9 protein-coding genes are annotated in these 13,642 nt (G+C 55.7%); 2 read left to right on the top strand and 7 right to left on the bottom strand.

Annotation, left to right across the window (positions count from 1 at the left end):
- Positions 1-258 precede the first annotated feature (258 nt).
- The 4 genes from J3A98_RS18090 to srpA all read right to left on the bottom strand — a co-directional run bounded on the left by J3A98_RS18090 (position 259) and on the right by srpA (position 6,679).
- On the bottom strand, positions 259-552 hold the full coding sequence (locus tag J3A98_RS18090) for a LysR family transcriptional regulator (protein ID WP_182408387.1): 294 nt from the start codon (positions 550-552) through the stop codon (positions 259-261).
- 413 nt (positions 553-965) lie between these two features.
- Positions 966-2,378 carry a solvent efflux RND transporter outer membrane subunit SrpC gene (gene srpC, locus J3A98_RS18085; protein WP_182408386.1) on the bottom strand — a complete coding sequence of 471 codons (1,413 nt, stop codon included), beginning with the start codon at positions 2,376-2,378 and terminating at the stop codon, positions 966-968.
- Positions 2,368-5,517: a solvent efflux RND transporter permease subunit SrpB gene (gene srpB / locus J3A98_RS18080; protein WP_182408385.1), complete on the bottom strand. Its 3,150-nt coding sequence runs from the start codon at positions 5,515-5,517 to the stop codon at positions 2,368-2,370. The genes srpC and srpB overlap by 11 nt, the downstream gene beginning before the upstream one ends.
- Before the next feature lie 13 nt (positions 5,518-5,530).
- Positions 5,531-6,679: a solvent efflux RND transporter periplasmic adaptor subunit SrpA gene (gene srpA, locus J3A98_RS18075; RefSeq protein ID WP_182408384.1), complete on the bottom strand. Its 1,149-nt coding sequence runs from the start codon at positions 6,677-6,679 to the stop codon at positions 5,531-5,533.
- 222 nt (positions 6,680-6,901) lie between these two features.
- Between srpA and srpS the strand changes: the two genes are divergently transcribed.
- On the top strand, positions 6,902-7,681 hold the full coding sequence (gene srpS / locus J3A98_RS18070) for a solvent efflux transporter transcriptional repressor SrpS (RefSeq protein ID WP_182408383.1): 780 nt from the start codon (positions 6,902-6,904) through the stop codon (positions 7,679-7,681).
- A gap of 5 nt (positions 7,682-7,686) precedes the next feature.
- Entirely contained in the window at positions 7,687-8,328 is a 642-nt protein-coding gene (gene srpR / locus J3A98_RS18065; RefSeq protein WP_139657513.1) for a solvent efflux transporter antirepressor SrpR, read from the top strand.
- Positions 8,329-8,344: 16 nt separating this feature from the next.
- Here srpR and J3A98_RS18060 read toward each other — a convergent pair whose 3' ends face one another.
- From J3A98_RS18060 to J3A98_RS18050, 3 genes are all read right to left on the bottom strand, one after another.
- Positions 8,345-9,988 carry an acetolactate synthase large subunit gene (locus J3A98_RS18060; RefSeq protein WP_182408382.1) on the bottom strand — a complete coding sequence of 548 codons (1,644 nt, stop codon included), beginning with the start codon at positions 9,986-9,988 and terminating at the stop codon, positions 8,345-8,347.
- 197 nt (positions 9,989-10,185) lie between these two features.
- Complete coding sequence (locus J3A98_RS18055; protein WP_156867041.1) at positions 10,186-11,934, bottom strand: FAD-dependent monooxygenase; 1,749 nt, start codon at positions 11,932-11,934, stop codon at positions 10,186-10,188.
- Between the two features lie 411 nt (positions 11,935-12,345).
- Positions 12,346-13,614, bottom strand: a complete 1,269-nt coding sequence (locus J3A98_RS18050) for an OprD family porin (protein WP_182337304.1) — start codon at positions 13,612-13,614, stop codon at positions 12,346-12,348.
- Positions 13,615-13,642 lie beyond the last annotated feature (28 nt).

The following is a 13,642-nucleotide window of genomic DNA, read 5'->3' as shown; positions in this document are numbered from 1 at the left end:
GGCGCGGTACCCCTCCTTGTACCAACCGAGTGTCCTTCATTGCCCTTTGGTGTTGCCGCTTGCCTGCAGGCGGCTTTTTTACCAAAAATCTTTCAGTCATTGCGTATGGAATGAGCACGCAGTGATCTCTTCTTGGCTCCTTGGGATGGGATAATAACCTCCCTTTACCATGGCCGTCAGGCCATGGTTTTTTTATTTTCGGTTGAGGCAGAGAGTAAAACCGCCTGGGGAAAGGCGGTAGAAATGTTTCCTTGAAACTCACTGAGCGCCTTCGTTATCCACGCTAGCAAGCGCCTCCTGCAAAGTGCTGAGGGCAGGTCCCAGAGCGGTTGCAAGCTGGTTGGCGCGTTCTGTCGGTGTCCAAGCCCGCTTACCCAAGAAGAGCTCATCACCAAATCGTTTGCGAAGCTTAGCTATGGTATTGCTGATAGCTGGTTGTTTTACACCCAAGCGCTCAGAAGCCCGAGTCACTCCCCCTTCTTGATATACCACCAAGAAAGTAATCAGGCTGTGTAAATCTGCATCCAGTAGCGCTTTTTCAGGATTCTGCATGTTGCCCCCGCATTTCATTGTCCATAAACAATGCTCTAAAGGAGATGCTTCGACAATGGGAGATCAAGCAATCAGTTAATGCTGCGAAACTTGAGCTTGAAAAATGATCTATCATATCTTTCTCGTTGTCCCAGAAGCCGCTAATGATCATCGAGCTGAAGTACTTGTTCAGCGCGATTATCGTATAGCTCATACACCCCGGCGCAGTGCGAAGCACGTTAACCAGGTCGTCTACGGCTAAAAGTACATCATCGTCAGGGCGGTCTTCGAAGCGAACCTCTAACGCGCTTGCTGATATCAACCCCATTGCTAATACTCCCGATTTAAAATCGACGATAATTCGCCACTTCAGTTCGAAAAATATTTGAATTTGAAATCTAGGGCAGCGCTACTGCTAGCCGCTGCCCAGGATCTTAGTTTTGACTCACGCTCCAGCCGCCCCCGAGGGCTTTGTAAAGCTGGACTTCACTATTGATTTGATCGAGCTGATCATTCAATAGCTTCTGTTGTGAGGAGAACAGTTCGCGTTGAGCATCCAGCACTGTCAAATAGCTATCGACGCCCTGGTCATAGCGCTGCTGAGCTAAGCTAAAATAGGCTTTATAATTATCAACCAACTCGCTTTGAGCACTGAGCTGCTTGCCATAAGTTCCCCTCGCAGCGAGTCCATCGGCTACCTCTCGGAAAGCGGTTTGGATACTCTTCTCGTAGGTCGCTACGCCCACATCCTTTTGAAGCTCAGCGTAATCGAGATTAGCTCGCAGCTTCCCTGCGTTAAAAATCGGTACGCTGATTTGTGGAGCGAAACTCCAGCTGTCAGATCCGCTGTTGAACAGTCCATCAAGATCGCTACTGGCTGAGCCCGCTGAAGCTGTCAGGCTAATGCGTGGAAAAAATGCCGCACGAGCTGCGCCGATATTTGCGTTCGCGGCCATAAGTTGATGTTCAGCAGAACGGATGTCCGGTCTGTTCAGCAGCAGATCAGCAGGTAGCCCAGCTGGAACCTTCCCTAGGGAGCTCATGGCCAGTGGCGAGTTTTTTGGCAAATCCGTTGGAATTTTGCTGCCCAGCAACAATTCCAGTGCGTTCACATCCTGCGCTATTCGCCGGGTGTACAAGGCCTGCTGGGCCTGGGCTTGGTTCACCAAAGTCCTGGCTTGTCGAACATCTAGCTCCGACGAGGTTCCTGCCGACGCACTCGACTCGATCATTGCCAAGCTTTCAACGTAGCTGGTCAGCGTCGCCTCGGTCAGCTCCAAGAGCGCTTGGTCGGTTCGCCACAGAAAATAGGTCGTCGCCACATCGCCTATGAGTGCGATCTGAACGCTGCGCTGCGCCTCTTCAGTAGCGAGGTATATTTCAAGTGCTTGGTTCGACAAGCTTCGGATTCGGCCAAACAAGTCCAACTCGTAGGCAGTCACCAAGCCTACTTGGTATTGGCTATCGATCCGAGAATCGCCGGTGGGGGACAAATCGTCAGGCAAGCGCGTTCGATTTCCAGAGGCTTGGCCATCAAGTGTGGGAAACCGCTCTGCTCGTTGGATCCGGTACAGCGCTCTGTAGGATTCAACATTTTTTGCAGCGATTCGAAGATCTCTGTTGTTCTCTAGCGCCGCATCGAGGAGGCGGCTCAGCGCTGGATCTTTGAAGAACTCTTTTGCCTCGGGGAGAGCCGCCCCGATACTGCGTTGATCTCCCTGCCCGCCGTAGGCTTCGCCCGTTGGCCACTGCGCTTGCACGGGGGCGGCTGGCTGCTCATAGTCGGGGATCAAGCTGCATCCGCTGAGCATCAGCAATGCAAACATGGGGAGCGACTTAAACATCATGAGTCACCTCCTTGACCGCTTTTGGCTTTCGTTTCATGAGCCCCTCGAACAGCTTGACAACCACCACGTAGAACAACGGAACAAAGAAAACAGCCAGCACGGTTGCTGTGATCATGCCGCCGACGACGCCCGTAGCAATGGAGTGCTGGCTGCCAGCGCCTGCGCCGGATGCAATGGCCATCGGCAGCACACCGAAGGTGAATGCCAGCGAGGTCATCAATATCGGACGCAAACGCAGCTTGGCGGCCTCTATCGCAGCTTTGACGATCGGATAACCCTCCTTCTCATACAGCTCTTTGGCGAACTCTACGATCAGGATGGCGTTCTTGGCGGACAAGCCAACCGTGGTCATCAAGCCTACCTGGAAGTACACATCTGCCGTCAGGTCGCGCCAAAGCGTTGCCAGCACCGCGCCCAAAATACCCAGAGGAACAACCATGATCACCGAGACCGGTACCGACCAGCTCTCATACAGGGCGGCCAGGCACAGGAAAACGATCAGCACAGTCAACGCGTAGAGCAACGGTGCCTGGTCGCCAGTTTGGATTTCTTCATATGAGAGACCGGTGTAGCTCAGGCCAATGCCAGCAGGCAGTTGTTGCATGATTTCAGCGATGGCTATCATCGCATCACCCGTGCTGTATCCAGGGGCTGGCTCGCCGAGGATGTTCAGGGAAGAAATACCACCGTAGCGCTCCAGCTTAGGTGAGCCGTTTACCCACTCACCGGTTGCAAACGCCGAGAACGGAACCATCTGGCCAAGGCTATTGCGCACGTACCATTTATCGAAGTCCTCAGGTGAGATTCGCGAGATATCTTCGCCCTGGACATACACTCGCTTGACCCGGCCGCGATCGATGAAGTCGTTGACATACATCGAGCCCCAGGCTGCCGACATCGTTTCGTTGATAGACGCGATGCTTACCTGCAGCGCACGTGCCTTTTCGTCATCAATGTTCACCTGGAATTGCGGCTCGTCGTCCTTGCCGTTTGGACGCACTGCTTGGAGCTTCGGGTTCTCGCTTGCCAATTGCAGGAACTGGTTTCGAGCTGCCATCAATGCTTCATGGCCAAGACCAAGGTTGTCCTGCAGGTACAAGTTGAAGCCCATCGCGTTGCCCATTTCCAAAATGGCAGGGGGCACGAATGCCATCACGCTTGCATCTTTGATCTTGGCAAAATGCTGATTAGCCCGCTGAGCGATGCTGAATACGTCCTGCCCGGCCCCGTGACGCTCCTTCCAATCCTTGAAGGTGATCAGTACCAGCCCCGAGTTCTGACCACGACCAGCAAAGTTGAAGCCATTCACCGTCATGAAGTGCTCAACTAACGCACCCTCATCATTTGCCAAGTAGTCACGCACCTCTTGAAGTACACCCTCGGTACGCTCTGCGGAAGCGTTTGCCGGCGTGCGCACTTCGATCATCATCAAGCCCTGATCCTCGTTGGGCAGGAATGCCTTCGGGATCTGAGTAAACAAATAGCCAGTTCCCCCCGTGATGAGCAAGAATGCGAGTAGGTACCTACCGCGGCCCTTCAGCATTGCGCCGACGCCTCGCTCGAATCGCACCGTGCCGCGGTCGAAAACGCGGTTAAACCAGCCGAAGAAGCCCTTTTTCTCGTGGTGGGAATTACCCTCCGGAGCTTTGAGGATGGTCACGCAGAGTGCTGGGGTGAACACAAGAGCGACGAAGATCGACAGCCCCATGCAGACCACGATCGTGATCGCGAACTGTTGATAGATGATGCCAGCGGATCCACCAAAGAACGCCATTGGTACGAATACAGCCGACAGCACCATTCCGATGCCCACCAAGGCCCCGGAAATCTGATCCATCGACTTGCGGGTAGCCTCAAGAGGCGACAAGCCCTCGTCATGCATAAGCCGCTCAACGTTCTCGACTACGACGATTGCATCGTCGACCAGCAGGCCAATAGCAAGCACCATGGCGTACATGGTGAGCACGTTGATATTCAGGCCGAAGTACGGCAGAAGGGCGAATGTGGCGAGCAGCACCACAGGGACTGCCAGGGTTGGGATCAACGTGGCCCTGAAGCTCTGCAGGAACAGATACATGACCAGGAACACCAGTACCACTGCTTCAAAGATGGTGTGGACTACAGATTCAATCGAGGCATCAACGACAGGCGTTGTATCGTAGGGATAAATCACTTCCACGCCGTCAGGCAGGTAGGCCTTTTGCTCCTCCATCAGCTTTTTGACCGCCTCTACGGTCTCCAGCAAGTTGCCACCGGTGGACAGCCGGAGCGCCAGGCTCGCAGTTGGCGAGTCTTTGTACTGTGCAGAAATGGCGAAGCTGTCAGCCCCCAGCTCGGCGCGACCGACATCCTTCACTCGTACCTGGGACCCGTCCGCGTTTACCTTGACCAAAATCTCATCGAACTGGCTAGGCGTCGTCATACGCGTCTTGCCAAGAACGGTTGCATTCAGCTGGACGCCTGAACGAGTTGGTAATCCACCCAACTGGCCCGAGGACACCTGTACGTTCTGCTCCCGGATAGCATTGGCAACGTCAGTAGGCGTCAGCTGATAGCTGTTGAGCTTGCCAGGATCCAGCCAGATACGCATTGCGTATGGCGAGCCAAACAGCTGGAAATCGCCGACACCAGGGATGCGCGAGATCGGATCCTGAAGCTGGGAAGCGATCAGGTTACCGAGGTCGAAGTTATCCAGCTTGCCCGAACGGTCCACCAAGCTCATGACCAAGAAGAAGTTCATCTGGTACTTCACTACTCGAAGGCCCTGACGCTGAACTTCTTCCGGCAAACGTGGTGTCGCCAACTGCAGCTTGTTCTGCACCTGAACCTGAGCGATATCAGGATCGGTTCCCTGTTCAAAAGTCACGATGATGGTCATGCTGCCGTCAGAGGCGCTCTCAGCCGACATATATCTGAACCCATCCAGACCACTGAGCTGTTGCTCAATCACCTGGACTACCGTGTCCTGTACGGTTTGTGCAGAAGCGCCTGGGTAGCTGACCTGAATCGAAACGGCTGGGGCCGCGATGTTCGGATATTGGCTGATCGGCATCTTCGCCAGCGACAGCGCGCCGGCAAGCATGGCCACGATAGCGAGAACCCAGGCGAAAATCGGCCTGTCAATGAAAAAACGAGACATCAGTGGTGCCCCCTCAGTTAGCCGAGGCTTCTGTGATAGCGGCGAAGCCGTCTACCAAATTCACGTTCTTGGCCTCAACCGCGTTGACAGCGATGCCGCTGCGAACACGTTGAACACCTTCGGTAACGATTCGCTCTCCCTCGGTCACGCCGTTGCTGATCAACCAAGCATTGCCCACGGTTCGGAGGGTCTGAATCTCACGGGACTCGACGGTGTTGTCATCCTTCACGACCCAGACGCTTGGCACCCCTCGCGTGTCGCGGCTGATGGCTTGTTGCGGTACCAAGATTGCGGCGTTTTGCACGCCCTCTTTCAGCAGGGCATGTACAAACATGCCTGGTAGCAGCTTGCGATTAGGATTGGGAAATTCGGCGCGAAGGGTCACAGAACCTGTTGTGGGATCAACGCTCACCTCGGAAAACTTCAGAGTTCCTGGCAGTGGATAAGCACTTCCGTCATCCAGCGTCAGGCTAACTTCAGCCTGGTTCTCGCCTGTCTTTTGAAGGCGGCCTGACTCCAGCGCCTTTTGCAGACCAAGAAGCTTCGTGATTGGCTGAGTGACGTCGACGTAAATGGGGTCCAGTTGCGTGACGGTGGCGAGCGACTGAGCTTGGCCATTGGTAACGAGCGCCCCCTCGGTGACCGTCGAGCGACCAATGCGGCCGGAGATTGGGGAAAGCACCCGTGTGTATTGAACGTCGATGCGAGCAACCTGGTAATCGGCTTCAGCTTGTTTCCATGCGGCAAGCGCATCGTCGTATTGCTGCTTGCTGACTGCCTTGGTCTTCAACAGCGTTTCATAGCGACGAGCCAGGTTTTGTGCGCTCGTTCGATTCGCTTCTGTACGACGCAACTGCGCTTCATATGTCCGTGGGTCAATCTGATAAAGCTGCTGACCCAGCTTGACTTCAGCGCCTTCAACGAACGACCGCTTCTGAAGGATCCCCGAAACCTGTGGGCGGACTTCCGCTACACGGAATGCCGAAGTCCGGCCAGGCAAGTCAGTTGTCAGGGTCAGAGCTTGTGCACGCACGGTGTATACGCCCACGTCCGGTGGTGGAGTTGCTGAGCTCACCTGTTCTTTCTCACCACATCCCGTAATCAGCATCAGCGCAGTTAAGGGGATTACGCGTAATGCACGCGGGGATCGTATCTGTCTCACGGTTTGGCTCCATCTCTCTGCCCGCATGACGGGGCTATTGCTGAATCGTAATGCGGTAGAGTGTACCATTATGCGATACTCTTGGTGCAAGCAAGCCTGAGCCGCCGTTGGTCGAGGTTTACCGATTGAGGCGTTCGCGATGTGTGGCTGGCTAGCGGAGGCAGAGAGCTCTACAGTGGCGGCCAATGTGATAGGTCGCAGCCGTACGCGCAGAGGAAAGATATGAACCAATCAGATGAAAATATTGGCAAGGCCGGGGGCATCCAGGTCATCGCCAGAGCAGCCTCGATCATGCGAGCGCTTGGCAGTCATCCGCATGGCTTGAGTTTGGCGGCCATTGCGCAACTGGTCGGGCTGCCTCGCTCCACCGTTCAGAGAATCATCAATGCTCTGGAAGAAGAGTTCCTAGTCGAGGCATTAGGGCCTGCCGGAGGTTTTCGACTTGGCCCTGCGCTTGGCCAGCTAATCAATCAGGCGCAAACAGACATTCTTTCTTTGGTGAAACCGTACTTGCGCTCGCTGGCTGAGGAGCTGGACGAGTCAGTCTGTCTGGCTTCTCTGGCCGGAGATAAAATCTACGTTCTTGACCGTATCGTGTCAGAGCGAGAGCTGCGGGTAGTGTTTCCGATTGGTATTAACGTACCCGCCGCAGCGACGGCGGCCGGCAAGGTCCTCTTGGCAGCATTACCTGACGAAACCCTACAAGCCGCGCTTGACGAGCAGCTGCCAGTATTCACCTCCAACACCCTAGGGCGAAAGGCGCTTGTCAAACAGCTGAGCGAAGTGAAGCAGACTGGTTTTGCTACCGATCTGGACGAGCACATTGATGGCGTGTGCTCATTCGCAACGCTTTTGGATACCTACCTCGGGTATTACTCCCTTGCGGTCGTAATGCCGAGTTCCAGAGCGAGCAAGCAGTCAGACTTGATCAAAAAAGCTCTGCTGCAGAGCAAGCAGAACATAGAGCGTGCTATCGGCCGCGCGTCGAAGAAAGCTCCCTAGATAAGATGGCCAGAAAGACGGCAGCTGAGGCGGAGGAGACAAGACAGCGCATTATTGATGCGGCGCTTGAGGTGTTTGTTGCCCAGGGTGTTCCCGACGCGACCCTAGATCAGATAGCTCGGAAGGCAGGCGTCACTCGTGGTGCTGTCTACTGGCATTTTAACGGGAAGCTGGAAGTGCTCCAGGCGGTGCTGGCATCTCGGCAGCATCCTCTCGAATTGGACTTTACTCCTGACTTAGGGATTGAGCGCTCTTGGGAGGCGGTGGTCGTCGCCATGCTGGACGCCGTGCATAGCCCCCAGTCAAAGCAGTTCTCGGAGATCTTGATTTACCAAGGGCTTCATGAGTCGGGCCTGATCCATAATCGAATGGTTCAAGCGAGCGATCGGTTCCTGCAGTACATTCACCAGGTTCTTCGGCACGCGGTTACCCAAGGGGAATTGCCCATTAACCTGGATCTTCACACCTCAATCGGCGTCTTCAAAGGACTGATCACCGGACTGCTCTATGAGGGATTACGAAGCAAGGACCAGCAGGCTCAGATAATCAAAGTTGCACTGGGATCGTTTTTGGCTTTGCTCAGGGAGCCTCCTCGCTTCTTGTTGTGCGAGGAGGCTCAGATTAAGCAAGCCAAACCCTTCGAGTGAGGGGATGACGCGTCGGTTATATTGCCAGTGCTCGTTCCCGAAGCTCGCTGTTGAGGATGCGGTCGTTCTCGCTATAGTCGACAGGGCAGTCAATCACGTGCACGCCAGGGTTGGCGATACAGTGGTCAAGCAGAGGCAGCAAGGCGTCAGCGCTTTCTACTCGATAGCCGTGGGCACCGTAGGCTTCGGCATATTTGACGAAGTCCGGATTGCCGTAGTCCAGGCCGAAATCAGTGAAGCCCATGTTGGCCTGTTTCCAGCGAATCATGCCGTAGCCATCGTCACGCAGGATCACCACGGTAATGTGCATGTTCAAGCGCACTGCGGTTTCCAATTCCTGGCTGTTCATCATGAAGCCGCCGTCACCACATACCGAGATCACCGGGCGATCCGGGTACACCAAGTGCGAGGCCATGGCCGATGGCAAGCCAGCGCCCATGGTCGCCAAGGCGTTGTCGAGCAGCACGGTGTTCGGCTTGTGTGCCTTGTAGTTGCGGGCGAACCAGATTTTATAGATGCCGTTATCCAGGGCGACGATGCCTTCGGATGGCAGCACGCGACGGATGTCGGCAACCAGACGCTGAGGGTAGACCGGGAAGCGATTGTCGTCGGCACCTTCGGCGATTTGCGCTTCGTTGGCCTCACGGATGGCCATCAGGCGCGTGAAGTCCCAGTGCGCGGTGTCGGTCAGCGCTTCGCTGATCTGCCATACGGAGTTGGCGATGTCACCGATCACTTCCACTTGTGGGAAGTAAACGGCGTCGACTTCGGCGGAACGGAAGCTGATGTGGATGACCTCGGTGCCGCCGCGGACCATGAAGAACGGCGGCTTCTCGATCACGTCGTGGCCGATGTTGATGATCAGGTCGGCCGCTTCGATGGCGCGGTGGACAAAGTCACCGGAGGACAGCGCGGCATTGCCAAGGAAGCGCGGGTGGCGTTCGTCGACCACACCTTTACCCATCTGGGTGGTGATGAACGGGATGCCGGTCTGGTCGATCAGCTGCTTGAGGACCTTGGCGGTCATCTTGCGGTTGGCGCCGGCGCCGATCACTAGGATCGGGCTGCGTGCGCTCTGCAGCTTTTCAACGGCGGCTTCAATCGATCTGTGCTCAGCGAGCGGACGGCGGTGCAGGCTGGGTGGGATTGGAAGCGCATCGGTCTGCTCGGCAGCGATGTCCTCCGGCAGCTCCAGGTGTACCGCGCCCGGCTTCTCTTCTTCCGCCAGGCGGAACGCTTCGCGCATACGGGCCGGGATGTTGTCGGCCGAGGCGAATTGGTGGGTATACTTGGTGATGGGGTCCATCATGCCGCACACATCGATGATCTGGAAGCGGCCCTGCTTGGACTTCTTGATCGGCTTCTGGCCGGTGATCATCATCATCGGCATGCCGCCGAGATAGGCATAGGCACTGGCGGTTACCAGGTTGGTCGCGCCAGGACCCAAGGTCGACAGGCTGACGCCGGTCTTGCCGGTCAGGCGGCCATAGGTGGCGGCCATGAAGCCCGCGGACTGCTCGTGGCGGGTCAGGACCAGCTTGATCTTCGACTTGCGCAGGGACTCCAACAGGTCGAGGTTTTCCTCACCGGGAATGCCGAACACATACTCGACACCTTCGTTTTCCAGGCATTGCACAACGACATCAGCGGCCTTAGCCATAGTCACCCTCATCGCACTCAAGGCAGTTGAGCCCCTAAGTAAGGCGTAGCAGCAGGTTCGCCGCTGTGCCCACGGGCCCTTATCGGTTGATTTTTCTTTCAAGCGTTCCAGCGCAGTGGGCCGGTTGGCCTCCTGCGAGGATGTGAGCAAATAAAAAGAAGGCCCGGCATTTCGGGCCGGGCCTTTTGAGGTAACACTTAACCGAGGACGCTTTTGAGCGCCTGCTGCAACTCTGAAGCAGCTTCATCGGCAGACCAGACAGCATTGCTGTGCCGCCAGGCGATATATCCATCAGGACGAACCAGAAGGGCACCGGCCTCGTGAATTTCACGAACCGATTGCCAATCGCAGTAAAGGTCCGCAGTACCTTTTGCGCCTGTGACGACTGTGTTCAAGAATGGCAGTTTCAAGCTCTCAGCAGCAGCGACCCAGGCCTGACCGGCAAGGCCAGTGATAAGGGTCATTTGCCCTTTACCTACGACATCGAGCGTCGAAATTCGATGTCCGTTCTCGTTCACCAGCCAGGCGTGAGGAAGTTTGGCGCCTGCGCGAGTGGTGGCCTGCAGGTACAGTTCTTTGTCCCGAGCCCAGAGCTCAGCTCCATCTCTTGGGTCAGGCTTAACAGCAGAGGATACGTAGCGCTGATTCAGCTCGACACCTTGAGCGTTGAATTCTCGACTCTTGATTTCCAGCGCCTTCTGCAGGTTCATGCGAACTTCTACACCAGCCGGGCTCGGGTCGCGCATGCGATCAAGCAGCTTGGCGATCGTGTCCACGCCATTGCCGAAATTGAAGCACTCTTTCAGCAGGGCATAGTCCTTGCGGGACTGGTTGGCACGCGCCACGATCTGCTTGCCCACGGGAGCGCGCTCTGCGGTGTAACTTTCCAGCAGATTCGGATCGGCGAATCCTTTGAGGACATAAGCGAGTTTCCAAGCGAGGTTGAAACCGTCCTGCATGCAGGTATTGGAGCCCAAACCGCTGGACGGCGGGTGACGATGAACCGCGTCGCCAGCGCAGAATACGCGGCCACGAGAGTACTCGGTGGCATGTGCCTGGTTTACATACCAGGTCGACATGCGCTCAACCTGGACTTCCAACTTTGGATCGCCGACCAAGAGACGGATTTTCTCCAAAACAGCTTCTGGGGACAGGTCTGGAGCGCCTTTGGCCATGTCGAAGCCCCAGCCTGCAATCCACTGATCCCACGGGCGAATGGCACGCAGCAAGCCCATCCCGATTTCGCCAAAGCCAGCTTCTGGAGTAGCGATCCACTGCAGGATGCTCGGGCGGTGTTCGACGTACTTGCTCAGGTCGGCGTTGAAGATTACGTAGGCGGTTCCGGCCCTGGCCATCTCGCCAACAATCGGCAGATCGATCTCTTTAGCTACTTTTGAGTTAGCTCCATCGGCGCCCACCAGGTACTTCGCTCGGACTTCGTACTCGACGCCGGTCAGAACGTCTTTCATGCGAGCAGTTACACCTTCGGCATCTTGCACATGGCTCAGGTACTCGGTGTTAAAGCTCAGTTGAGCACCGCGGATCGCGGCATGCTTCAGAAGGATCGATTCCATCTCGGGTTGGATGAGATCCAGCATGGTGCAGGGACTGCCTTGGACGTAATCGCCCTTCCGTTTGTCGCCAGTACCCCAGGTGCGCATGCGTGCGATTTCTTCACCGGCCAGGCTGGTGGTGAAAAGCGTATCGCCCATCTGATCCCAAGGTGTGGCTGCTCTGACAACCTCGTCTTCCAGTCCAAGATCACGCACGACCTCCATGGCGCGCTGGTTCGTGATATGGGCTCGCGGCGAGTTCGCAAGCCAATTGAACATGGTGACCATTTTGACCCGTACACCGTAGGTGGCGAGCGCCAAGGCAGTAGTTGCACCAGCTGGGCCAGTGCCGATCACCAGTACGTCGGTATCGAAGCTAGTGGAGGTAGTCATTTATTATTCTCCAGGCATTACTTGTTGATGCTCTGAACTTGCACGCAAGCCCGGAACATGTCCGACAGGTCCCAAAGCCAGCCAGCACGAAACAGCACCGACCTGGCGTTCGAGACATTAAAAATTTGGGAAACGGCGGGCTCTACTGGGACCCGCAGCTCGGGCGAGCGATGCGAATGAGGGGAAAGAGATTCATGGTACCTCCTGATCTTGTATTTTTTTTCAGGCCATCAGAGTGTCTGGTTCAGCGCTATTAGCTGGCAGGCGAGATCACTCAATTTATACTTGCATGCTAGCATGCAAGAAGGATGGTCGCAATCATCTGGAAATGCCTTTCGTCACGCCAAAAAAAGCCACGAGGTGAGTTCGTGGCTAAGGGTGCAGCGCGTAGGGAGTGGAGCTACGTCGGCTTCACCAAAGGGCAAAGGTGTAATCAATGTTCACACGAAGCTCATTGTCATCCCGGTGCGTTGCTCCAGGGCCGAAATCATTTCTGTACCAAGCGTGTCTGACCCGGAATGCCACGTCCTTGAACGTGCCGCTTTGGATGACGTAGGAAAGCTCAACGTCTTTTTCCGACTCTTTGAGGTTGCTGCCGCCGAGGTTCGGAAGGTCAATGTTGTCCCCGCTGACGTAACGCAACATCCCCTTCAGGCCGGGAACACCAAGGCCAACAAAGTCATAGTCGTATTTGACCTGCCAGCTTCTCTCCTTGGGGTTCAGGAACTCCGAGCTCAGTGTGCCTTCCGTGATCACCAGCGGTTCGGTACCAAACAGATAGGGCATCGCTGTATCGCCGGTCAGCTGCATGTAGCCAGCGCCGAGACGATGGACGCCGAGCTGGTAGGTCAACATCAAAGCAGTATTGCGGTTATCAACCTTCCCAGCTTTTGCGGATCCATTGTCTTTGGAATCATAGAAGCGGAAGTCGGAAGTGAGCCGGCCTGGGCCCAACTCACGGTTGTCCACGAAACCCAGGTAGTTCTTGTCGTAGATGTCCTCGAGCTCTGCATAGTAATACTTGAGCGTGAGGTTCTTCGACCAGGCGTAATCGCCACCAAGGAAATAAAAGGCATCAGACTCAGCAGCCCCGTTGAAGCGTCCGTTTGGAGCTGAAACTCGCATCTTCTGGTAGTCAGTCGAGTCCCGCAGGTTGATTCGATCCAGCCAACCCGCGTGCAGAGAAAGATCTGTGATGTCTTGCGAGCGTAGGTAAGTGCCGCGGAAGGTTTGGGGCAGTAGCCGTGTTGGACTTGCGAATGCGATCGGTAAAAACGTGCTTACGGTCCCGTACTGAAGCTCAGTTTTGGAAACCTTGACCTTCGCTGTCAGCCCTAGCTCGGAGTATTCCTTAGCAGGCTCCCTAGTGGAGGCAGAGAACGGCAATAGGCCGGTGCCGACACGATCTGGTGAGGAGTCAAGGCGCAACCCCATCATGGCTTGGGCATCCAATCCAAAGCCGACAACCCCCTCTGTAAAGCCCGAATTGAAGTTGACGATGAAACCCTGGGCCCACTCTCGCGCTGCAGCTTGCGGTGTCTGGTTGATGTAGTTGCGATCGAAGTAGTAGTTGCGCAGTGTTACCTTGGCTTTCGAATCTTCCACGAAGCCGGCCGCCTGTAGGGAAGCTGCTTGTGCAGCCAGCAGCCCTGCGAATGCAATTTTTTTTGATTTGCTCATGTCGTGTCTTCTTTCTTGTTTTTGTGAT

It is taken from the genome of Pseudomonas sp. BP6, assembly GCF_017875935.1.
GTDB lineage: Bacteria > Pseudomonadota > Gammaproteobacteria > Pseudomonadales > Pseudomonadaceae > Aquipseudomonas > Aquipseudomonas putida_Y.
This window is presented reverse-complemented; position numbering and strand designations above follow the sequence as displayed.